Origin of the sequence: Streptomyces sp. Tue6028, assembly GCF_002300165.1 — a bacterium.
Lineage (GTDB): Bacteria > Actinomycetota > Actinomycetes > Streptomycetales > Streptomycetaceae > Streptomyces > Streptomyces siamensis.
Genome location: NZ_MLCE01000021.1, coordinates 366,540 through 387,736, shown reverse-complemented (window position 1 = coordinate 387,736; position 21,197 = coordinate 366,540). Strand labels below are relative to the sequence as shown.

At 72.1% G+C, this 21,197-nt stretch carries 17 protein-coding genes, 1 tRNA gene and 2 pseudogenes; 11 read left to right on the top strand and 9 right to left on the bottom strand.

The window, feature by feature from the left end:
• Window positions 1–75: 75 nt before the first annotated feature.
• The 8 genes and pseudogenes from BKI49_RS20135 (at window position 76) to BKI49_RS20100 (ending at window position 7,463) form a co-directional block, all read left to right on the top strand.
• Window positions 76–1,002: a metallophosphoesterase gene (locus BKI49_RS20135; protein ID WP_095935650.1), complete on the top strand. Its 927-nt coding sequence runs from the start codon at window positions 76–78 to the stop codon at window positions 1,000–1,002.
• A gap of 247 nt (window positions 1,003–1,249) precedes the next feature.
• Window positions 1,250–2,014: a Pr6Pr family membrane protein gene (locus BKI49_RS20130; protein ID WP_107469390.1), complete on the top strand. Its 765-nt coding sequence runs from the start codon at window positions 1,250–1,252 to the stop codon at window positions 2,012–2,014.
• A 67-nt stretch (window positions 2,015–2,081) separates the two neighbouring features.
• Window positions 2,082–2,155: transfer RNA gene (locus tag BKI49_RS20125), tRNA-Pro, on the top strand.
• Window positions 2,156–2,593: 438 nt separating this feature from the next.
• A pseudogene (locus tag BKI49_RS20120) lies at window positions 2,594–2,827 on the top strand (TetR/AcrR family transcriptional regulator); the annotation flags it as partial.
• A gap of 106 nt (window positions 2,828–2,933) precedes the next feature.
• On the top strand, window positions 2,934–3,533 hold the full coding sequence (locus tag BKI49_RS20115) for an RNA polymerase sigma factor (RefSeq protein ID WP_095935649.1): 600 nt from the start codon (window positions 2,934–2,936) through the stop codon (window positions 3,531–3,533).
• Window positions 3,530–4,510: a CU044_5270 family protein gene (locus BKI49_RS20110; protein WP_095935648.1), complete on the top strand. Its 981-nt coding sequence runs from the start codon at window positions 3,530–3,532 to the stop codon at window positions 4,508–4,510. The genes BKI49_RS20115 and BKI49_RS20110 overlap by 4 nt, the downstream gene beginning before the upstream one ends.
• Before the next feature lie 387 nt (window positions 4,511–4,897).
• Complete coding sequence (locus BKI49_RS20105) at window positions 4,898–5,206, top strand: hypothetical protein (RefSeq protein ID WP_107469382.1); 309 nt, start codon at window positions 4,898–4,900, stop codon at window positions 5,204–5,206.
• Window positions 5,207–5,336: 130 nt separating this feature from the next.
• A complete protein-coding gene (locus BKI49_RS20100; RefSeq protein ID WP_095935646.1) occupies window positions 5,337–7,463 on the top strand; it encodes an NAD-binding protein in 2,127 nt (708 codons plus the stop codon).
• 265 nt (window positions 7,464–7,728) lie between these two features.
• Here BKI49_RS20100 and BKI49_RS20095 read toward each other — a convergent pair whose 3' ends face one another.
• Window positions 7,729–9,576: a S9 family peptidase gene (locus tag BKI49_RS20095; RefSeq protein WP_095935645.1), complete on the bottom strand. Its 1,848-nt coding sequence runs from the start codon at window positions 9,574–9,576 to the stop codon at window positions 7,729–7,731.
• A gap of 142 nt (window positions 9,577–9,718) precedes the next feature.
• On the opposite strand from BKI49_RS20095, the gene BKI49_RS20090 reads away from it, so the two are divergent.
• The gene (locus BKI49_RS20090; RefSeq protein ID WP_095935644.1) at window positions 9,719–10,594 is read left to right on the top strand and encodes an SURF1 family protein; all 876 of its coding nucleotides are present in this window, start codon (window positions 9,719–9,721) and stop codon (window positions 10,592–10,594) included.
• 148 nt (window positions 10,595–10,742) lie between these two features.
• Here BKI49_RS20090 and BKI49_RS20085 read toward each other — a convergent pair whose 3' ends face one another.
• The 4 genes and pseudogenes from BKI49_RS20085 to BKI49_RS20070 form a co-directional block, all read right to left on the bottom strand.
• On the bottom strand, window positions 10,743–11,777 hold the full coding sequence (locus BKI49_RS20085) for a hypothetical protein (protein ID WP_306453562.1): 1,035 nt from the start codon (window positions 11,775–11,777) through the stop codon (window positions 10,743–10,745).
• A gap of 83 nt (window positions 11,778–11,860) precedes the next feature.
• A pseudogene (locus tag BKI49_RS20080) lies at window positions 11,861–12,436 on the bottom strand (SigE family RNA polymerase sigma factor).
• Between the two features lie 543 nt (window positions 12,437–12,979).
• Window positions 12,980–14,062, bottom strand: a complete 1,083-nt coding sequence (locus BKI49_RS20075; protein ID WP_095935642.1) for an aspartate-semialdehyde dehydrogenase — start codon at window positions 14,060–14,062, stop codon at window positions 12,980–12,982.
• Complete coding sequence (locus BKI49_RS20070; protein ID WP_095935641.1) at window positions 14,062–15,339, bottom strand: aspartate kinase; 1,278 nt, start codon at window positions 15,337–15,339, stop codon at window positions 14,062–14,064. The genes BKI49_RS20075 and BKI49_RS20070 overlap by 1 nt, the downstream gene beginning before the upstream one ends.
• A gap of 451 nt (window positions 15,340–15,790) precedes the next feature.
• On the opposite strand from BKI49_RS20070, the gene BKI49_RS20065 reads away from it, so the two are divergent.
• Complete coding sequence (locus tag BKI49_RS20065; RefSeq protein ID WP_373557573.1) at window positions 15,791–16,447, top strand: TSUP family transporter; 657 nt, start codon at window positions 15,791–15,793, stop codon at window positions 16,445–16,447.
• Between the two features lie 243 nt (window positions 16,448–16,690).
• Here the strand turns inward: BKI49_RS20065 and BKI49_RS20060 are convergent, their stop codons facing one another.
• The 3 genes from BKI49_RS20060 to BKI49_RS20050 form a co-directional block, all read right to left on the bottom strand.
• Window positions 16,691–17,350, bottom strand: coding sequence for a DUF5063 domain-containing protein (locus tag BKI49_RS20060; protein ID WP_095935639.1), 660 nt, complete (start codon window positions 17,348–17,350; stop codon window positions 16,691–16,693).
• Window positions 17,343–17,942, bottom strand: coding sequence for a recombination mediator RecR (gene recR / locus BKI49_RS20055; RefSeq protein ID WP_095935638.1), 600 nt, complete (start codon window positions 17,940–17,942; stop codon window positions 17,343–17,345). Before recR ends, BKI49_RS20060 begins: the two co-directional genes overlap by 8 nt.
• Before the next feature lie 108 nt (window positions 17,943–18,050).
• The gene (locus tag BKI49_RS20050) at window positions 18,051–18,395 is read right to left on the bottom strand and encodes a YbaB/EbfC family nucleoid-associated protein (protein ID WP_095935637.1); all 345 of its coding nucleotides are present in this window, start codon (window positions 18,393–18,395) and stop codon (window positions 18,051–18,053) included.
• Window positions 18,396–18,671: 276 nt separating this feature from the next.
• Here BKI49_RS20050 and BKI49_RS20045 point away from each other — a divergent pair, with 276 nt between their 5' ends.
• On the top strand, window positions 18,672–19,412 hold the full coding sequence (locus BKI49_RS20045) for an SLATT domain-containing protein (protein ID WP_095935636.1): 741 nt from the start codon (window positions 18,672–18,674) through the stop codon (window positions 19,410–19,412).
• Between the two features lie 141 nt (window positions 19,413–19,553).
• On the opposite strand, the gene BKI49_RS20040 is transcribed toward BKI49_RS20045, so the two are convergent.
• Window positions 19,554–21,086: a substrate-binding domain-containing protein gene (locus BKI49_RS20040; RefSeq protein ID WP_095935635.1), complete on the bottom strand. Its 1,533-nt coding sequence runs from the start codon at window positions 21,084–21,086 to the stop codon at window positions 19,554–19,556.
• Between the last annotated feature and the right edge of the window lie 111 nt (window positions 21,087–21,197).

The window sequence follows — 21,197 nt, the reverse complement described above, 5'->3', positions numbered from 1 at the left end:
CACCCCGCGCCCCGCGGGGACGCGCCCCGAGCCCTGCGGGCACGAAGGCCCGCAGGGGTCTGACACGATGGACGTATGCGCGCGCGATACGGAGTACCCCTGGCAATCACGGCGGTGGGCGCCGCCGGTCTGTTGTACTCGGCCGGTTTCGAGGCCCGGTCCTTCCGCCTTCGGCGGGTGACGGTGCCGGTCCTGCCGGCGGGGATGCGGCCCTTGCGCATCCTCCAGGTCTCCGACATCCACATGGTGAGCGGCCAGCGCAAGAAGCAGCGCTGGCTGCGGTCCCTGGCCGGGCTGCGCCCCGACTTCGTCATCAACACCGGCGACAACCTGTCCGACCCCGAAGGCGTTCCCGAGGTCCTGGACGCCCTCGGCCCCCTGATGGAGTTCCCGGGGGCGTACGTCTTCGGCTCGAACGACTACTACGGCCCCACACTCCGCAACCCCGCCCGCTACTTGATCGAGAAGACCCAGGGCCGCCACGGCCTGAACGGCAACAAGCCCGTCGTGGGCGCCGTCCACAACCCGTGGGAGGACCTGCGCGACGGCTTCGACACGGCGGGCTGGCTGAACCTGACGAACACCCGCGGGTCGCTGAAGGTCGAGGGTGCCGAGATCGAACTGACCGGCCTGGACGACCCGCACATCAAGCGGGACCGCTACGCGCGCGTGGCCGGTGGACCGTCGGAGTCGGCCGACTTCTCGATGGGCGTGGTGCACGCCCCGTACCTGCGCGCCCTCGACGCCTTCACCGCCGACGGCTACCCGCTGATACTCGCCGGCCACACGCACGGTGGCCAGATCTGCCTCCCCTTCTACGGCGCCTTCGTCACCAACTGCGACCTGGACACGGACCGTGTGAAGGGCCTGTCCACGCACACGGCGGACGGCCGTACGTCGTACATGCACGTCTCGGCGGGCTGCGGCACGAGCCGCTACACGCCGGTCCGTTTCGCGTGCCCCCCGGAGGCGTCGCTGCTGACTCTGGTGGAGCGCAGGTAGCGGTCGTCGCGGGGCGCCCCGGGACCGGGGCGCCTTGCGGCTCGGGACCAGGGCGCCTTGCGGCTCGGGACCAGGGCGCCTTGCCGCTTGGGACCGGGGCGCCTTGCCGCTCGGGGTGACTCCCACTCGACGAGCCGGACACGGGCGAAGAGGTGCGGGCCGGGATCGGCCCCGCCTCCTCGCCCGCAGGTAACCCACCCGGACGACCCATATCGCCTGATTCGTCCGGACTCCTTAGCGTGGGGCCATGACCGCCCCCATACCCAGGGACATACCCGATCTCCCCGCGATACCGGGTATCGCTTCGCCGATCACCTCGTCCTTCGTCCCCGCGACGGCGGTGGTGGCACCCACCCGCCGCCCGCGGGCGACCGCCTTCCGCATCTTCGTGGCCCTTGTCGCGGCGGCGGGCGTGACGATCGACCTGCTCGCCGGCAGCGCACTCCACGTCCTGGCGTACTTCACGATCCAGGCGAACATCCTGGTGGCCGTGACCTTCGCGGTCTCGGCCCGGCGGGCCTGGGCGGCCCGCCGTCCCCTGTCGGGTGCGGTGACGGGCGCCACACTCCTCTACATCGTGATCACGGGCCTGGTGTACCACCTGATCCTCACGGACCGGCCCGGCGGCTTCTCCATGACCGGGGAGGCCGGCGCCCCCACCGGATGGCCCTGGGTGGCCGACCAGCTCCTGCACACGGTGACGCCGATCGTCGTGATCGCCGACTGGCTGCTGCTGACCCACCCGGGCCGGACGGCGCTGCGCCACGCGGCCACCTGGGTGCTCTACCCGCTCTTCTACCTGGTCTTTTCCCTGATCCGCGGCGCGATGCTCGCCCCCGGCACGCCCGACCGCTACCTCTATCCCTTCGTCGACGTGGACCGGCACGGCTACGTCGGCATCCTCGGCAACACGGCCATCCTCGGCCTCGGCTTCTACGCCCTGGCCCTCGTCACCATCGCCGTGGACCACCTGCGCCCCGACCCGGTCCGCCCCCGCGCGCGACGCCCGTAAAACCGGATTTCGTCTCAGGCCACCGGTGGGCTAAAGTAAACGTCGTCGCCGCGACAAGCAGTGACATCGGGGTGTAGCGCAGCTTGGCAGCGCGCTTCGTTCGGGACGAAGAGGTCGTGGGTTCAAATCCCGCCACCCCGACAGTGAAGTACCAGTTCAGGGGCCTGATCCGCATCGCGGGTCAGGCCCCTGACCGGTTTCCGGAGTCTGTGGGGAGAAATCCGGGAGAAGATCTTGGAATTTCACCTCCTCGAGATCCCGGTCACCCTCGCGTCGTCGCCTCCCGCAAGGGACCGCCAGCACCACCCACGGCATCCCGGACGCCGTCCACACCAGGGAGCGACCTGACCGGCGACGTCTCAACTGAATGCCCGTCCGGACCCCTGTGATCGGCGTGCCCCGGCCGGCAGTTCGCCCTGGGCCGTCCCGGGGCCGTCAAGGGCCAGCCTGCTGGGCCCCACCATCCCGACACTCTTACCGCCCGCAGCAACCTCGCCGTCTCCTCCAGCAAGGCCGGGCGAGTCCAGGACGCCCTCGATCTGCGCGAGGGGGTTCTCACCCGACCTCGAACGCGTCCCAGGCCCCGGGTTGGAATACGAGCTGTACCTCGCCGCGCTGCGCAATCCCGCGCTGCGCCCCGTCGCCGCCGAGTGGTGCCAGGGGCTGTCCGACGCCCTCGCCGAGCGCATCGATCCCGTCACGGCACGGGCCCTGGTCGCGCTCATGGACGGGATCTCGCTGCAGGTGCTGCTCACGGGCGGGGTGTACGACGCCGGGTACGCACGGGGGATGATGGCGCGGCTGATCCCGTAGGGTCGCGCCCGCTCCCTGAGAAAATCCTGTGCGGCCCGTGAACTCTTCGCGGGGCAGCGGGGAACAACGGGTGACACGCTCGACCCCACCCGCTGACGGAGGACCCGTGACCGGACCACCGGCGCTCGACCCCGGCGACGAGCGCGACGGCCATGTCATCGCGCAGTCCCTGGAACATCCGGAGCTGTTCGCCCGGCTCTACGACCGGTACGCACCCGACATCCACCGGTACGCGGCCCGGCGCCTCGGCGACCACGCGGCGGACGACGTCACGGCCGACACGTTCCTGACCGCGTTCCGGGTGCGTGCCCGCTACGACACCTCGCGGGCCAGTGCCCGGCCCTGGCTGTACGGGATCTCCGCGCACCTCATCGGCAAGCAGCGCCGGAAGGAAGTACGCGGTCTGCGGGCGCTGGCCAGGACCGGCCAGGACCCCGTCGCGGCCGGCTGGGTCGAGGACACCGCGGACCTGGTCGCCGACCGCGCCCCGCTCGCGGACGCGCTCGCCGCGCTGTCCGCCGCCGACCGGCATGTGCTGCTGCTCGTGGCCTGGGCCGACCTGACCTACCAGGAGGTCGCCGAGGCGCTCGGCATACCCGTCGGGACCGTGCGGTCCCGGCTCAACCGGGCCCGCCGCAAGGTACGGGCCGCGCTGGGTGCCGACCCGGCGTTTCTGGGCGAAGTGGCGGAGGTGGTCCGGCCGTGAACGTGGACGAGATGAAGGACGTACGCGAGTTCCGGGCCGGGGCGCCGAAGCCCGACCGGGCACGGCTCGCCGAGGGTCGGGACCGGCTGAGCAGCGCCGCGGGGCGTGGCCGGGGACGCAGGCTGCGGGCCGACTGGCGGCTCGCAGCGGTCGGGGCCGCCGCCGCGCTCACCGCGGTGGCCGTGCTGGCCTCCGGCCTCGGAGGGGGCGGCCACAGTGGTGCGGAGCGAACGGTGCCGGCTGGGACGCGGACGGTGTCGGGTTCGGTGAAGGAGGTGCTGGAGCGGGCCGCGTCCACGATGGAGCGGGCTGATCCGCCGTCCACGCCGCACGCGGGCCAGTGGATCTACGTGAAGAAGCTCTCGGCCAGTCCCGAAGTCTGGCCCAAGAGCGCCGCCGCCCAGCCCGAGCCGAAGCCGGAGCCCCAGGAGCACTGGGCGCGGTACGCGGACCCGCGCTTCGAGAACGGCAAGGAGGGCGACGACCGCTCGATGCGCGAACGGCTCCGCTTCCTCGACGAGCTGCCGGACGACCCGGCCGCCGTGCTGAAGAAGGTCCGCGCCTACTACCCGTCCGGGAAGGGCAGCCCCGAGTCCGAGGGGGAGCAGGACATGGGTGCGCTGAGTGTGCTGTTCGCGTCCCAGCCCATCCCGCCGCAGGCGCTCGCCAAGCTGTACCGCGCGCTGGCCGCGGTCCCCGGCGTCGAGGTCACCGACCATCTCGTACGGGACCTCGCGGGCCGGGACGCCCTCGCGGTCGGGCACGACGAGAAGGGGCAGAAGGTCCGCCGCGAGATCCTGATCGACCCGCGCACGTACCAGTACCTCGGCGACCGATGGATCGTCGTCAAGGACTACAAGGACACGTTCCCGGGCGCCGATGACACCCCTGACCGGCCCTGGAAGGCGGGCGACCTCATGTTCCAGCACGCGCTCCTGGCCACGGGAGTCGTCGACCACAAGGGCGACCGCCCCTGACATCCGGCGGCGGGTCGTGGGTTCACATCCCGCCACCCCGACAGTGCAGTACCAGGTCAGAGGCTTCCTCTCATACGAGACGGAGCCTCTGATTCGTTGTGAGGGTTTCCCGGCGTGTGTCTGCCGCCGTGGTCTCGGACGCCGGTCCGCGGGAATGTGCCGGGGGCAATCCAAAGGGGCGGCTTCGTCGTACCCATAAGGAGAGCCGCAGCCCCGGGGTACGTCCCGGTCCGCCCGTTCACGTGCGGCGGGGATCTGTCTGTGAGGCACGCTCCTCGTCCGTGCGGGGCGACGTCCGCCACCACGCCGATCGGGCCCTGCGGCTGCGGCTGTCGATCTCGTGCGGCCGAGAGCCGCGCGGGACGATGGAGGGAAGGTGCATCCATCATGCGAGCACAACGCGCGAGGCGCCTGGCCGCGGTGGCCGCGGTCGGCCTTCTGACGGTCGGCGGCGCCGCGGTCGGTACGACGGGGACGGCCATGGCGGCAACCCCCGCCGTCCACACCCAGGTGACCAACTGGTGCGGCGACGGCTGGAACGGCTGGGGCGGAGGCTGCTTCGACCACCGCTTCGACCACCGCTTCGACCATCGCTTCGATCACCGCTTCGACCACCGCTTCGACCACCGCTTCGACCACCGCTTCGACCAAGGCTCCTTCTTCCACCACGGAGGTTTCGTGATCGTCGTGCTGTAGTACTCCCCCACGGGCCCGGTCCGGGGCGCCGGTCCCGTGGCGGTGCTGTGGAACCGGCTGTCCCGGTAGGGCAGTCTTCTCCTTCGTGAATCTTCCGTCTCAGAGTGCGTCGGTCGACGGCGTCGCGCCCATGGTCGTGGCCGGGGACGACGCCCTCGCCCACCGGCTGGCCGCCGAGTTGCGCGGGGTGTACGGCGAGCCGGTGACGCTCGTCGTGCCGAGCACCCAGCGCAGTGTGCGGCCGCCCGTGGTCGGGCGGGCGCGGGCCACCGCGCTCCTCGACCGGGTGACCGCCGCTGTGAACCGGGCCTCCGGCAACGGGGAGGGGAACGGGACCCGGAGCGCCGAACCGGCGGGTTCCGGGCGACTGTTGGAGGCCGCCGAAGTCTCCGAGGCCGTACTCACCGAGGCGGGCGTCGAGCGGGCCGTCGCGCTCGCGCTCGTCTATGACGACGACGAGACCAACATCCGGGCCGCGCTCACCGCCCGGCGGCTCAACCCGCGCATCCGGCTGGTGCTGCGCCTCTACAACCGGCGCCTCGGCCAGCACATCGAGGCCCTCCTCGACCAGGCGTCGGCGCTGGCCACCGCGGGAGCCGACGCGGACGCCGGGGCCGACGGCGCAGGCGACACGCTGGACGCGGCCACCACCGTCACCGTGCTGTCCGACGCCGACACCGCCGCGCCCGCGCTGGCCGCGACCGCCCTCGCCGGGACCAGCAAGGTCGTCCAGACCGACGGGTTGATGCTGCGCGCGGTCGAACGGCCGCCCCCGGGGCCCGGACAGGTCGCCGACCCCGGGCTGTGCACGCTGGCCCTCCTGTCCGCGACCGCCAACGACCCGGCCGGCGCCGACGGTTCCGAGGGCAGCGGCGCGCACGGCCCTCAACTCCTGCCCGACGAGCGGGCGGTGGCCGCCGCGACCGGGCGCGCCACCGTCGTACTGGAGAACGTGTCGTACTCCGGTCCCCCGCTGCCCGCCGGGCGCAGTGTCGTGCCCTTCGGCTCACTGCTGTCCCGTCGGCTGCGGTGGTCGTTCGCCGGACTCGTCGCCTGTGTCGTCGGCCTCGCCGTCGCGTCGATGGTGGTCACCGGCGAACCCCCGCTGCAGGCCACGTATCTGACCCTGCTCGACCTCTTCGCCATCAACGACCCCGCCGTCGGGCAGCCGGTGGGGCGGCAGATCCTCCAGCTCTTCTCCGGGCTGGTCGGGTTGCTGCTGCTGCCCGTGCTGCTGGCCGCCGTGCTGGAGGCGCTCGGTACGTTCCGCAGCGGGTCGGCGCTGCGACGGCCGCCGCGCGGGCTCTCCGGGCACGTGGTGCTGCTCGGCGTCGGCAAGATCGGCACGCGTGTGCTGGCGCGACTGCGGGAGCTGCACATCCCCGTGGTGTGCGTCGAGGCCGACCCCGAGGCGCGCGGGCTCGCTCTGGCGCGGCGGCTGCGGGTGCCCGTGGTGCTCGGCGACGTCACCCAGGAGGGTGTGCTGGAGGCCGCCAAGATTCACCGCGCCGATGCGCTGCTCGCGCTCACCAGCGTGGACACCATGAACCTGGAGGCCGCGTTGTACGCGCGGACCGTGCGGCCGGATCTGCGGGTCGTGCTGCGGCTGTACGACGACGACTTCGCGACCGCCGTGTACCGCACGCTGCGGGCCGCGCATCCCGGCGCCCTCACCCGGAGCCGGAGCGTCTCCCATCTGGCGGCGCCCGCGTTCGCCGGGGCGATGATGGGGCGGCAGATTCTCGGGGCGATTCCCGTCGAGCGGCGGGTACTGCTCTTCGCCGCCGTGGATGTGGGCGGGCATCCGCAGTTGGAGGGGCGGACCGTGGGGGAGGCGTTTCGGGCGGGGGCGTGGCGGGTGCTTGCGCTGGATACGGGGGTGAGGGATCGGAGGGCGGGGGCTCCCGGGGCTCCGGGGGCCACGGGTGTCGGGAGTACGGGGTCTGGGGGTTCTGGGGGTTCTGGGGGTTCTGGGGGTTCCGGCGGCTCTGGGGGGTCTGGAAGCGGTGGAGCGTCTGGGGGGTCTGGTGGCTCCGGCTCCGGCTCCGGCTCCGGCTCCGGCTCCGGCTCCGGCTCCGGCTCCGGAGGATCCGGGGTGGCCTCGGCCGGGCGGGGGGCCGGGGTGGGGTCCGGGCTCGTGTGGGATCTTCCTGCCGATTACGTGCTGCGGGGTGAGGACCGGGTCGTGCTTGCCGCTACGCGGCGAGGGCTGGCCGAGTTGTTGGGGCGGCGGGGGCGGGAGCGGGCGTCCACGTAGGTCCTTCGGGCTGAGCCGAGTGCCGCGGGCCCTCACGGGCTTCCCGGGGTGCCGTGTGGGTGGCGCCGCCCGGGGGTTTTCGCCCCCTCCGCCCCTACCCGTCCCGTTGCCCTGGGGGCTGCCGCCCCCAGACCCCCGCTTCGGCCTGGACGGCCTCGTCCTCAAGCGCCGGACGGGCTGGTACGTGCCCCCAGCCCTCATGGAGACGGGCCGGGAGCCGCGGGCCCACGCCGGGACCGGGGTGAGCCGGATCGGGGCGGTGTCGTCAGTCCGTCAGATGGCGCTGGGCGAAGTCCAGTTCCAGGCGGACCTGCTTGATGCGTTCGTCGACGACCAGGGAGCCGTGGCCGGCGTCGTAGCGGTAGACCTCGTGGACGGCGTCTCGGGCGGCGAGGCGGGTGACGTAGTTGTCGATCTGGCGGATGGGGCAGCGGGGGTCGTTGACGCCCGCGGAGATGTAGACGGGGGCCTTGACCGCGTCGACGTAGGTGAGGGGGGAGGACGCCTCGAAGCGTTCGGGGACCTCCTCCGGGGTGCCGCCGAGGAGGGTGCGGTCCATGGCCTTCAGGGCTTCCATCTCGTCGTGGTACGCCGTGACGTAGTCGGCGACGGGGACGGCGGCGATGCCGAGGGTCCAGGCGTCGGGCTGGGTGCCGAGGCCGAGGAGGGTGAGGTAGCCGCCCCAGGAACCGCCGGTGAGGATCAGGCGGTCGGGGTCCGCGAGGCCCGAGGTGACCGCCCATTCGCGGACGGCGGCGATGTCCTCCAGCTCGATGAGGCCGACGCGGTGCTTGAGGGCGTCGGTCCACGCGCGGCCGTAGCCCGTGGAGCCGCGGTAGTTGACCCGGACGACCGCGTACCCGTGGTCGACCCAGGCTGCCGGGCCCGCCGCGAACGAGTCGCTGTCGTGCCAGGTCGGGCCGCCGTGGATGTCGAAGACCGTGGGCATTGGGCCGGTGGTGCCGGCCGGCTTCTGGACGAGGGCGTGGATGCGGCCGCCGGGGCCCTCCACCCAGAAGTCCTCCACGGGCACCGATCCCGGGGACTTCAGGCCGGGCGGGTCCAGCACGACCTCGCCGGTCGTGGAGCGGACCACGGACGGCTCCGCGGCCGACGACCACAGGTACTCCACGGTGCCGTCCGGGCGGGCCGTCGCGCCGGACACGGTGCCGGGCGGGGTGGGCACCGGGGTCAGCTCGCGGGACGTGAGGTCGTACCGCCACAGGTCGCTGCGTGCCTCGAAGCTGTGGGCGACGAGGAGGGCGGAACCGTCCGGATACCACTCGGCGGCCACGTCTCCGGGCAGGTCGAGGCCGAGGTCCGTCTCCTCGCCGGTGGTCACGTCCCACACGAGCGGCTCCCAGCGGCCGCGCCGCTGGTGCCCGATGAGGAGCCGGCCGTCCCCGTCGACCGGGGCGAAGCCGAGCACCTCCAGGCCCAGCTCGACCGTGCCGCCCTTGGTGTCGTCGAGCTCCGCGACCGTCGATCCGTCCGGGCGCAGGACGCGCAGCGCCGAGTGCATCGCGTCGCCGTGCTCGGTGTGCTCGATCGCGACGAGCGAGCCGTCGTGCGAGAGGTCACCGACGCCGGCCGACTCACGGTGCCGGTAGATCTCCACGGGGGTCTCGCCGGCGCGCGCCACATGGATGGTGGAGCCGTCCTCGTCCGTGGAGCGGCCCACGACGGCGGTGCGCCCGTCGCGGGCGATGGCCAGCCCGGCCGGGTACGAGGGGTCGAGACCGGGCACCGCCGGCTCGTCGGGCCGCGCCTGCGGGTCGCCGCCGGCGCTCTCGGGGGCTTTGGCGGTGAAGGGGCGGCGGCGCCAGATGCCGAACTCGTCGCCGTCCTTGTCGTCGAACCACCAGATCCACTCGCCGTCCGGCGAGAGCACTCCGTCCGTCGTGCCGTTCGCCCGCGAGGTGACCTGGCGCTGCTCTCCCGTGGCGCGGTCCCAGGCGTACAGCTCGTACGTCCCCGTCGCGTTCGAGACGAACAGGGAGCGGTGCGGGGCGTCCTCCGCCCAGTCCGGCAGCGACACCCGCGGCGCCCTGAAGCGCTTCTCCCAGTCGGGCATGGCGGTCTGCTGCTCGTTGGACCTGCTGCTCTCAGTCATGGCCCCATAGTGCCTGGCCGGGCGGGGTCTTCGCCGACGCGGTCCCCAGCCTGTGGACAAACCCCGTTCGCCGGGGCCGACGGGACCGGTGGCGGCGACCCCGCGGCCCGCCCGTGCGCACGGGCCCCGTACCTTGGAAGGCGTGTACCGGTTCCTGCTGACGCCCCGCTGGTGGGGGATCAACGTCTTCGTGCTGTTGGCCATCCCCTTCTGCGTCTTCATGGGGTCATGGCAGCTGGGACGGTTCGAGGACCGGGTCGCCGACCATCGGACGGCGAGCGACCTGGCCGCGGAGGCCGGGACCTCGTCGCCCCGCCCGCTGGCCGAACTGCTGCCCGTGGACAAGGCGACGTCCGGCAAGCAGGCCACCGCGACCGGGCAGTACGGCAGGCAACTGCTCGTACCCGGCCGTGAGCTGGACGGCGAGCGCGGGTACTACGTCCTGACCATGCTGCGGACCGACGGCGGTGCGCTGCCCGTCGTGCGGGGCTGGCTGCCCGGTGACGCGGACCCGGCGAAGGCGCCGGCCGCGCCGACGGGTGAGGTCACCGTGACGGGCGCGCTCCAGGCGTCCGAGAGCCCCGGGTCCAACGGCGTCAGCTCGGCCGGTGGTCTTCCCGCCGGGCAGACCGGCGCGATCAGCTCCGCGTCGCTGGTGAACCTGGTGCCGTACAAGAAGGTCTACGAGGCGTGGATCACCCTCGACAAGGCCGACGGCGGGATGAAGGCGGTGCCCGCGGCGGCTCCGCAGAACACCGGCCTGGACCTGAAGGCGTTCCAGAACCTCGGCTACACCGGCGAGTGGTTCGTCTTCGCGGGCTTCGTCGTCTTCATGTGGTTCCGGCTGCTGCGCCGCGAGGTCGAGTTCGCGCGGGACGCCGAGCTGGGCATCGTCCCCGAAGGGGCCGGCAGCGGGTCGGAGTCCGGGTCCGGGGACGGAATCGAGTCCGGGATCGACGGGGAGGGCGGGGTCCCTGCCGGGGGCGGCGCTCCGGCCTCGTCGTCGACGACCGCCTGAGTCCTTCGGGCGGCAGTCCGGGCCCTCGGACCGCCCTGCGCCGCAGTGGTGGCCCCGGGACGGCCCGGCCCCGGGGACCGGGCCTCACGGCACGGGACGGCTCGCGGCAAGAGCAGGGGGCAGCGGCGCGAGGCGCCGTCCGCGTCGCTCAGGACGTCAGGACGCCCGTGTGGTAGACGGTGCCCGCGCAGGCGTTGGAGACGGTCGTGGAGGCCGTCGCCCCGCCCGTCGTCGCCGTGTTGGACACGGCGACGCTGCCGTCGGCCACCCCGTCCTCCGTGACGAGCTGCGGCGCGACGCCGCCACCGTCGGTCGTACCGGTGCTGCCGGTGTCGCCGGCGCCCTCGGTGGGCGTCGGGTCAGGTGAGGGCTCCGAGGTGGTGGGACAGGTCTCCGAGGGCACCCAGGCGAACTTCACCACGTACGACGCGCCCGGCTGGAGCACCAGGGAGGCGACCTCCGTGGACGGGTCCGGCAGCCCGGTGGCCGCGTCGCCCGCCACATGGGTCGACACGCCGACCTTGGCGGGGTCCGCGGCGCCCGCGGCGGACGCGTTCACCGTGCCCGCGCCGGTGAGCGTGCAGCTGGCGGCGGAGACGTTCGAGAAGGTGAAGGAGCCGTAGACCGCGCCGGTGGAGTCCGGGACGCCGACGGCGCTGGTGGCCCCGCCGATCTGCTCGGTCGTGCAGGCGGGCGTGGTCGCGGCCGAGGCCGTCGGGTCGACGCCGCCCGTGGTGGCGCCGCCGCCGGTGCTCTTGCCCGTGCCGGGCGTGCTCTTGCCGCCCTCCTTGCCCTTGTCCTTCGAGGTGCCGGAGGAGCCGCCCGTCGCCTTCTCGTGGCCGTCGGCGTCCTTGCCCTGGCCGGTGCCGCCCTGGGCGTGCGAGGCGTTGCCCGCCATGGACGGGTCGGCGTTCGATCCGGCGGAGTTCGAGACGTGGACGAAGGCGGGGATGGCGGTGCCGATGAAGAGCGCGGCCGCGGCCATGCCGACGACGGCCTGCCGCTTGCGGGCGCGCCTGGCCGGAACGGCACGGCGCAGGTGGTCGAGGGTGCCGTCGGTGGGCTCGATCTCCTGGACGGCCTGGTGGAGCAGCCGGCGCAGTGCCAGTTCGTCGGAGCCGAGCCCGTCGGGTCCCTGTCCGCCCGTATGTTCGTCGGACTGTCCGTCGGGGCCGTGGTTCACAGTTCCGTTCCCAGCGTGCGATTGCTTGTGCTCGTGCTCGTGGCGCCGACTCTCGTCGGGGCTCCACCGCTCGTCGTGCCCACTCATGCCGGGGCCTCCATGGCGATGCGGAGCGCGGCGATGCCGCGGGAGCCGTACGCCTTGACCGAGCCCAGCGAGATGCCGAGCGTGTCGGCGACCTGGGCCTCGGTCATGTCCGCGAAGTAGCGCAGGACCAGGACCTCGCGCTGACGGCGCTAGAGCCCCTTCATGGCCTTGATCAGCGCGTCGCGCTCCAGCTGGTCGTAGGCGCCTTCCTCGGCGCTCGCCATGTCGGGCATCGGCTTCGACAGGAGCTTGAGGCCGAGGATGCGCCGACGCAGCGCGGAGCGCGACAGGTTGACGACGGTCTGCCGCAGATAGGCGAGCGTCTTCTCCGGGTCGCGGACGCGTTTGCGCGCCGAGTGCACCCGGATGAAGGCCTCCTGGACGACGTCCTCGCAGGAGGCGGTGTCGTCGAGCAGGAGCGCCGCGAGGCCCAGGAGCGACCGGTAGTGGGCGCGGTAGGTCTCGGTCAGATGGTCGACGGTGGTACCGGCGGCCAAGCTGTCGTCGGAGCCGTCACGCTGATTCGGTATGCGGGCGGGCCGCGCTGCGGGCATGGGCGCGATCACCGGCATGCCGCCGGGCGCGCCGGGGCTGCGGAGTCGGCGGGGTGGACGCAGGGCTGTGCCCCTCGTCTGGACCGCGGTGAAGTCGAGTACCTCTGCCACGCCTGTTTGACACGCGTCCCCCCGGCAGGGTTGTACGCGACAGGCGTCACATTCGCGTCGGTCGGCACACTGGCCGGAAGCAGACCCTCCGGAGCACCCCCTGGTGCGCCTGCGGGACCGCCGGCCGGGACGCCTCTCAGCGCGCCTGACAGTGCACTAAATGCCCTCATGCGTACCAGCTCTTCCCCTATGCCCCATGTGCCGTGCCGCCCCCGGACGCCCCTGAATGGCGAGCGCAAAGACGCTCCCCGCCCTCCGCGCGGTTGCGGAGAACGGGGAGGAAAATCTTCGGACGCCAACAGGGGCGGATTCAAGTGGTCGGACCATAGTCCGCTCACCGAACTCACACAGATCCTACAAATGAATCCCCCGACGGCCACCGAGATTCCGGCTGCCGGACGTCCAGGACGCAGAACCTTGCGGAACCCGCGCACATCCAGAAGGCAGAACCTACGCCCCGATGATCTCCGCCGCCACCAGCTCGGCGATCTGAGCGGTGTTCAATGCGGCACCCTTGCGCAAGTTGTCCCCGCACACAAACAGTTCGAGTGCGGTCGAATCGTCCAGAGCCCGGCGGACGCGGCCGACCCAGGTCGGGTCCGTGCCCACCACGTCGGCGGGGGTGGGGAACTCCCCGGCGGCCGGATCGTCGAACAGCACGACCCCCGGCGCTGTGGCGAGAATCTCCCGCGCCTTGGCGACGGTGACCTCGCCCTGGAAGCGGGCGTGGACGGTCAGTGAGTGCGTGGTGACGACGGGTACGCGGACGCAGGTGACGGCCACCTTCAGCGTCGGCAGTCCGAGGATCTTGCGGGACTCGTTGCGCACCTTCATCTCCTCCGAGGACCAGCCGTCCTCGGCGAGGGACCCGGACCACGGCACCACGTTCAGCGCGACGGGCTCCGGGAAGGGCCCGGTGTTGTCGCCCACGGCCCGACGTACGTCACCGGGGCTGGTGCCCAGTTCCGTACCGGCGACGAGCGACAGCTGCTGGCGCAGGGTCTCGACGCCGGCCCGGCCGGCGCCGCTGACCGCCTGATAGCTGGAGACGACCAGTTCACGCAGCCCGAACTCGGCGTGCAGCGCACCCAGGGCCACGATCATCGAGAGTGTGGTGCAGTTCGGGTTGGAGATGATCCCGCGCGGACGCACGCGCGCGGCGTGCGGGTTGACCTCGGGGACGACGAGGGGCACGTCCGGGTCCATCCGGAAGGCTCCGGAGTTGTCGACGACGACCGCGCCCTTGGCGGCGGCGATCGGCGCCCACTGGGCGGCCACCTCGTCCGGTACGTCGAACATGGCGACGTCGACCCCGTCGAAGGCCTCCTCCGACAGCGCCACGACCTCGACCTCCTCGCCGCGCACGGCCAGCTTGCGGCCGGCCGAGCGCGGGGAGGCGATCAAGCGGATCTCGCCCCAGATGTCCGCGTGCTGGGACAGGATCTGGAGCATGACCGTGCCGACCGCTCCGGTCGCTCCCACGACCGCGAGCGTCGGCGCCAAGGACCTCTTGGGTCCCACGGACCCGGCCATCAGCGGCCGGTGCCTCCGTAGACGACGGCCTCGTCGCTGTCGGAGTCGAGTCCGAAGGCGGTGTGGACGGCGCGGACGGCCTCCGGGACGTCGTCGGCACGGGTGACGACGGAGATGCGGATCTCGGAGGTGGAGATCAGCTCGATGTTCACGCCCGCGTCGGACAGCGCCTCGAAGAAGCCCGCCGTGACACCCGGGTTCGTCTTCATGCCGGCGCCGACGAGGGAGATCTTGCCGATCTGGTCGTCGTAACGCAGGGAGTCGAAGCCGATCGCGGTCTTCGCCTTCTCCAGGGCGTCGATGGCCTTGCGGCCCTCGGTCTTGGGAAGGGTGAAGGAGATGTCCGTCAGGCCGGTGGAGGCCGCGGACACGTTCTGCACGACCATGTCGATGTTGATCTCGGCGTCGGCGATGGCGCGGAAGATCGAGGCGGCCTCGCCCGGCTTGTCCGGAACGCCGACCACCGTGATCTTGGCCTCGGAGGTGTCGTGCGCGACACCGGAGATGATGGCCTGCTCCACCTTGCGGTCCCCTTGCTGAATCGGCTCGTTGCTGACCCAGGTGCCCTGGAGTCCGGAGAAGGACGAGCGCACGTGGATCGGGATGTTGTAGCGGCGGGCGTACTCCACACAGCGGTGGAGCAGCACCTTGGAGCCGGAGGCCGCCAGCTCCAGCATGTCCTCGAAGGCGATCCAGTCGATCTTCCGGGCCTTCTTCACCACGCGCGGGTCGGCGGTGAACACGCCGTCCACGTCGGTGTAGATCTCGCAGACCTCGGCGTCGAGGGCCGCCGCCAGCGCGACGGCGGTCGTGTCGGAGCCGCCGCGGCCGAGGGTGGTGATGTCCTTCTTGTCCTGCGAGACGCCCTGGAAGCCGGCGACGATGGCGATGTTGCCCTCGTCGAGGGCCGTACGGATACGGCCAGGCGTGACGTCGATGATCCGCGCTTTGTTGTGGACCGAGTCGGTGATGACACCTGCCTGGCTGCCGGTGAAGCTCTGGGCGCTGTGGCCCAGGTTTTTGATCGCCATCGCCAGCAGGGCCATGGAGATCCGCTCCCCGGCGGTCAGCAGCATGTCGAACTCTCGTCCGCTGGGCATCGGAGATACCTGCTCGGCGAGATCGATCAGCTCGTCCGTCGTGTCGCCCATCGCGGAAACGACGACGACCACCTGGTGGCCGTTCTTCTTCGCTTCCACGATCCGCTTGGCGACGCGCTTGATGCCCTCGGCATCGGCTACGGAGGAGCCTCCGTACTTCTGCACGACAAGGCCCACGTGCGCTCCTCGCTCAATCCGTCTCTGCACCGCACAACTGCGGTCGGCTCAGTTTAACGAGCGGCCGGATTTCCCCTCCGAGATATCGCATCGTGAGATGTCCCGCTCACGACGTGATCACTCGGACCAACGGACCGACGGAGTCGTCAGGGCTCCTCGGGCGGGGCGGGTCCGGCCGCTCCGACACGGCACCTGCCCGCAGGTCGGCCGCGCCACTCCGGAAAGTGCCCCGTGTCACACGGGAGGGCGGCGATCCGGCCGTCCGCGGCGCCCCGTCCGCCCCTGTCGGGCGATGTCCGGGCCTCCCGGGCGATGTCCGGGCCTGCACGGGTGTTGATCGCGCGGTGCCCGCGGGAAGACGCTGTCGGGCGTGACGGGTGGTGGTTGGGCGGACAGTCTCCTGCTGGGCGGGATCGTGCTGCTGGGGTCGGGCGTGCAGTGGCTCACCGGCATGGGCTTCGCCCTGGTGGCCGTGCCCGCGCTGGTGCTGCTGCTCGGTCCCGCCGAGGGCGTCGTCCTCGCGAACTGCGCGGCGGGCGTGATCAGCGTGGTCGGACTCGCGGGCGGCTGGCGGCGGGTGCGGCTCGGCGCGATGGTGCCGCTGTGCGCGGCGGCGGCGTGCACCGTCCCGGCCGGGACCTGGCTGGCCCGGCGGCTCCCCGAACCCGCGCTGCTCGCCTGCATGGGTGCGCTGGTGACGGTGGCGGTGGCGCTCGTGATGCGGGGCGCCCAGGTGCCCGCCCTGCGCGGCGGCGGGGGCGCGGTGGCCGCGGGGGCCCTGGGCGGTTTCATGAACTCGGCGGCCGGGGTGGGCGGCCCTCCGGTGTCCCTGTACGCCGTCAACGCGGGTTGGACGGTACGGGAGTTCGTGCCGAACGCGCAGTTCTACGGGGTGCTGGTGAACGCGTTCTCGGTGGCCGCGAACGGGGTGCCGCGGCTCGGCCCGCCGGTGTGGGCGCTCGCGATCGCGGGGATGGTCGCGGGGTCCCTGGCCGGACGGGCCCTCGCGCGATGGCTGCCGGAGAGACGGGCCCGGCTCCTGGTCCTGGGGCTCGCGCTGGCCGGCGGGGTCACGACGCTGGGCAAGGGGCTGTGGGAGCTGCGGTGACGACGCCGACGGCGGCCCGCACGGGCGGGCCGCCGTCATGGCCTACCGCGGTCGCAGCGAGTGGCTGTCGGGGTCGACGGCTGTCACGGGCGCCGGCCGTCAGCGTCGACGGCTGTCACGACCCGCTGCCGACACTGCCGGCCTCGGTCTTTGCCCGCCGCCGTGACGACGAACCGCCGTCACGGCCGATCGGCGTCTCGGTCGGCCGGCGGCACGACGAACCGCCGTCACGGGCGGCTGTCGCTACTTGACCGGGCGCAGGCCCAGCGGGCCCGCGATCTCCTCCACCATGACCTTGCCGGCCTCCTCGGCGAGCGCGTCGTCGCCGAGATCCTGGTCGGTGTCCAGGCCGTTCAGGTCGTCCAGGGGCTGGTTCAGGCGCACGTGCGCCACCACGGACTGAAGGGCGCGCAGGGAGGCCGAGGCCGTGGAACCCCAGTTGGAGAAGTACGAGAACTGCCACCACCACAGGGCCTCCGTGGTGCGGCCCGCGCGGTAGTGGGCCATGCCGTGGCGGAGGTCGGTGATGACGTCGGCGAGGTCGTCGGAGATCCGGCAGGCGACCGGCGCCTTGCGGGGCTCGTACGGGTCGAAGACCTCCGAATACACGTCGATCGGCTCCAGCATCACCGCGAGGCGCTCGCGGAGCTCGTCGACGTCCGGCTCGGGGCCCAGATCGGGCTCGTAGCGCTCCTCGGGGACGATGTCCTCGTGTGCGCCGAGACGGCCGCCGGCCAGGAGGAGCTGGGAGACCTCCAGGAGGAGGAAGGGCACGGCCGAGTCCGGCTCGTCGCCCTTGGCCACCTCGGTGACGGCGACCAGGAAGCTCTCTACCTGGTCCGCGATCTGGACCACGAAGTCGTCGGGGTCCTGACTGGTCGCGTGCAGCGTGGCGTCAGACATCTAGGAGTCGTCTCCCCTCGAAGGCGCGGCCGAGCGTGACCTCGTCCGCGTATTCCAGGTCGCCACCCACCGGGAGGCCGCTGGCCAGGCGGGTGACCTTGAGGCCCATGGGCTTGATCATGCGGGCGAGGTACGTGGCCGTGGCCTCGCCCTCCAGGTTCGGGTCGGTGGCGAGGATGAGTTCCGTGACCGTGCCGTCGGCGAGACGGGCCAGCAATTCCCTTATCCGCAGGTCGTCGGGGCCGACGCCCTCGATGGGGCTGATCGCGCCGCCCAGCACGTGGTACCTGCCGCGGAACTCGCGTGTCCGCTCGATCGCGACGACGTCCTTGGGCTCCTCGACCACACAGATCACCGAGAGGTCCCGGCGCGGGTCGCGGCAGATGTTGCACAGCTCTTCCTGCGCCACGTTGCCGCAGGTCGCGCAGAAGCGGACCTTCGCCTTGACCTCCATGAGGGCCTGCGCGAGGCGCCGCACGTCCGTCGGCTCGGCCTGCAGGATGTGGAAGGCGATCCGCTGCGCGCTCTTGGGACCGACGCCGGGGAGCCGCCCCAGTTCGTCGATGAGGTCCTGGACCACGCCTTCGTACAACGGACTGCCTTTCCTGGTTCCTGAATCCTGCTTCGTCCCTGTGCGTACGGTAGTTGGCTGCCGCCCGTCTTAGAAAGGCAGGCCGAGCCTCAGAACGGCACGCCGGTCTCAGAACGGCAGGCCGGGGATGCCGCTGCCGCCGCCGAGGCCCTGGGTGAGCGGGCCGAGCTTCTGCTGCTGGAGCGTCTGGGCGTTCTCGTTGGCCGCCTGGACGGCCGCGACGATCAGGTCGGCGAGCGTCTCCGTGTCCTCGGGGTCGACCGCCTTCGGGTCGATCACCAGGCCGCGGAGTTCTCCGGAGCCCGTCACGGTCGCCTTCACCAGGCCGCCGCCCGCCTGGCCGTCGACCTCCGTCCGCGCCAGCTCCTCCTGCGCGTTCGCCAGGTCCTGCTGCATCTTCTGGGCCTGCTGGAGCAACTGCTGCATATTGGGCTGGCCACCACCGGGAATCACGATCAGCTCCTGGTTTCGAGTACGGCTGAGTGGACCGTTTTTCCTGTCCAGCTTGAGCCTACGTGCTCGACGGGCCCGTCGCCCAAGCACTCTTTCGAGTGAGAGCGTCGGGAGTCCTATACCTGATCAAGACCCACTTCCGGGCGGAAAAGCGATGAAACCCGGTCCATCGCCACCCATTGGGAGGTAGGAAGGGTCCGGCGCTTTTGCACCAGGCGTCACACGACGTCACACGCCGTCGTCACTGCCGTCACCGTCGTCAGTAGGGAGTGCCGGGTGAGTCAGCCGGAGATGCAGCCCGAGGGGCCGCCCCAGGACGGGCGGGGCGACGGGGCGGCCGAGCTGGTGCCGGGCGATCTGACCGGCCGGCCGTTCCCGCTGGGGGACTGGGGCGAACCCGCGGAGCGGCTCCACGAGCTGTACCGGTGGGTGGAGCGCGGCGCGCTCGACACGGCCTCCTGGTACCTGTCCGACCGCGTGTGGAAGCGGCGCGGGGCGCGGGTGCTGCGCTGCGGGGCGGCCCTCGGGGCCGTGTCCGGGGCGGCCGCTCCGCTGCTCGATCTCACCGGGGTGGTGGGCGGGGTCGCCCCCTGGGGCTATCTGGCGCTGCTCCTCGGGGTCGCGTGCGTGGCCGGTGACCGGTTCTTCGGGGTGACCTCGGGGTGGATAAGGGACGTGGCCACGGCCCAGGCCGTGCACCGGCGGCTCCAGGTACTCCAGTTCGACTGGGCGTCCGAGAGCGTGCGGGAGGTCCTCGGGCCGACGGAGGGGACGGCCGGAGAGGCCGCGGAGCGGTGTCTCGGCGTGCTGCGGCGGTTCTGCGAGGACGTCACGGAGCTGGTGCGGGCGGAGACGGCGGACTGGATGGTCGAGTTCCGGACGGGCTCGGCGCCCATGGGGATCCAGTCGTCGCTGTCGGGCGCGCCGCGCACCGAGGCGGTGCCTCCGGGGCGCACCCCGCTGCCTCCGGGCGCGCGGCCGAACATGCCGCGGCAGCGGCCTCCGGAGCCCCGTTAGGTCTCCGGATCCGGGTGGGCACCTGACCCTGGTCGGGTCGCCGGGTCGCCGGGTCGCCGGGTCGCCGGGTCGCCGGGTCGCCGGGTCGCCGGGTCGCCGGGGAGTGTCGGGGGTGCCGAGCAAGGTCGGGTGCGTCGGCCGTCAGCCCTCGCCGCAGATCCGCAGTCCCACCGGTGTCCCGCACGGCAGGTGCCCGTGTGTGCGGATCACGTCCTGGCCGCTGCCCCGGCTGACGTAGGAGAGGAAGCTGGAGGCGAGGGAGTCGGCGGGCGGCTGGCCGAACGTGTAGGCGTACTCGATCTCCCGGTACGGGTACGCGGAGGAGCCGTGTTCCAGCGCCTCCACGGACGGGGTGTGGCCGTCCAGGGTGAGCTGGTGCAGGCCACGGCGGCCGGTGGCGTTGTTCAGTTCGCTGTAGCCGATCGCCCCGGGCAGCCGGGCGACCGTGCTCAGCACCTGCTCGGTGGAGTCGAGTTCGCAGCGCACGACCGGAGCGGTCGCATCGTCCTTGTGGACGCAGTCCAGCGAGGAGTTCGCGATCTCGCCCCGCGCGAGCACGCGCCGCTGGAAGACCTGCCGGGTACCGGAGTTGGCGTCACGGCTGACCAGCAGGACGGGCCGGTCGGGCCCGCCGAGCTGCTTCCAGTTCCTGATCTCGCCGCGGTAGAGGCGCCGTACGTCGGCGAGGGAGAGGTTCTTGACCCCGATGTCGTCGTTGACGACGAGCGCGAAGACCGAGACCGCGACCCGGTTCTCGCGCAGCTCCGGGAAACCGCTCGGCTTGGGGCCGTCGGAGAGGGCGACGACGGCCGGGGATCCGCTGCCCGACTTCGCGCCCGCCGCGGCGAGTTCACGTACGCCGGCCGTACTGCCGTGCGGGTCCACGGTGACGGTGGCGCCCGCGCAGTCCTCCTCGTACTTCTCGGCGAGTTCCCGCATCACCGGTTCGAAGGCGGTGGAACCGGTGACCTTGAGGGTGCCCCGCTCGCAGCCGATCGGGGGCGGGCTGTCGTCGCGCAGCACGACGATCAGCGCGAGCGTGACGACGCACACCGTCAGCAGCACGGTGATCAGCCGGGCGGCACGGCTGAACAGGGGCGGCTGATCGTCGGGAGTGGTGCTGCGGTTGGGGCTGACCTCGCCGTCCCGCAGCCCGCCGATCAGCCGGATCCCGCGCCCCACGTCCCCGCCGGACAGCAGCACGAGCAGCTTGAAGTGCTCACCCCGGTTGAGCGGCACGCGCGGGATGCGCAGCACGCCGTCCTCGTAGCTGAGGCCCGCGGCCGGCGTGAAGTGGTCCATGAGGTGGTCGGTGCCGGGCGGCTGGGTGACGGACACACCGCGGATGGTCCGGTCGGTGAACACGGCGGTCAGGCCGTGCCGTTCGCGACTGGTGTAGTCGTCCCCGGCGATGCTCTGCGAGCCGTCGTTCTCGATGCGCAGCAGCACCAGGGTGGCGTCCGTCATGCCCGGTGTCTCGTCGAACAGCCCGAGCCTTACGTTGGCGCGGCCCGAACGCACGTCGTCGCCTATCGGGTTGTCCATCTGCACCCGGTAGCCGATCCTCTTGCGGCGCGGCACCCGGCGCTCGTACCAGACCATGCCGGCGGAGGCCACGATGCCGACGACGGCCGTCGCCACGGCCACGACGTTCTCCGCGCTCAGCCACTCCACGTGAGCCACTCCCCCGAGCCTGTCGTCCGGTCACGGTACGACCTGGCCCGGGAACCCCCGGCATACGCGAGGTGAACTTCAACGGGGTTTCACGTCAAGCGAGTTGGAGGC

What these genes read in the sequence shown, in the direction of transcription:
- BKI49_RS20135 (WP_095935650.1), top strand. Translation starts at nt 76, where the DNA reads ATGCGCGCGCGATACGGAGTACCCCTGGCAATCACGGCGGTGGGCGCC.
- BKI49_RS20105 (WP_107469382.1), top strand. Translation starts at nt 4,898, where the DNA reads ATGCGAGCACAACGCGCGAGGCGCCTGGCCGCGGTGGCCGCGGTCGGC.
- BKI49_RS20065 (WP_373557573.1), top strand. Translation starts at nt 15,791, where the DNA reads ATGGGCTTCGCCCTGGTGGCCGTGCCCGCGCTGGTGCTGCTGCTCGGT.
- BKI49_RS20075 (WP_095935642.1), bottom strand. Translation starts at nt 14,062, where the DNA reads ATGGCCGGGTCCGTGGGACCCAAGAGGTCCTTGGCGCCGACGCTCGCG.
- BKI49_RS20095 (WP_095935645.1), bottom strand. Translation starts at nt 9,576, where the DNA reads ATGACTGAGAGCAGCAGGTCCAACGAGCAGCAGACCGCCATGCCCGAC.
- BKI49_RS20060 (WP_095935639.1), bottom strand. Translation starts at nt 17,350, where the DNA reads ATGTCTGACGCCACGCTGCACGCGACCAGTCAGGACCCCGACGACTTC.
- BKI49_RS20100 (WP_095935646.1), top strand. Translation starts at nt 5,337, where the DNA reads ATGGTCGTGGCCGGGGACGACGCCCTCGCCCACCGGCTGGCCGCCGAG.
- BKI49_RS20130 (WP_107469390.1), top strand. Translation starts at nt 1,250, where the DNA reads ATGACCGCCCCCATACCCAGGGACATACCCGATCTCCCCGCGATACCG.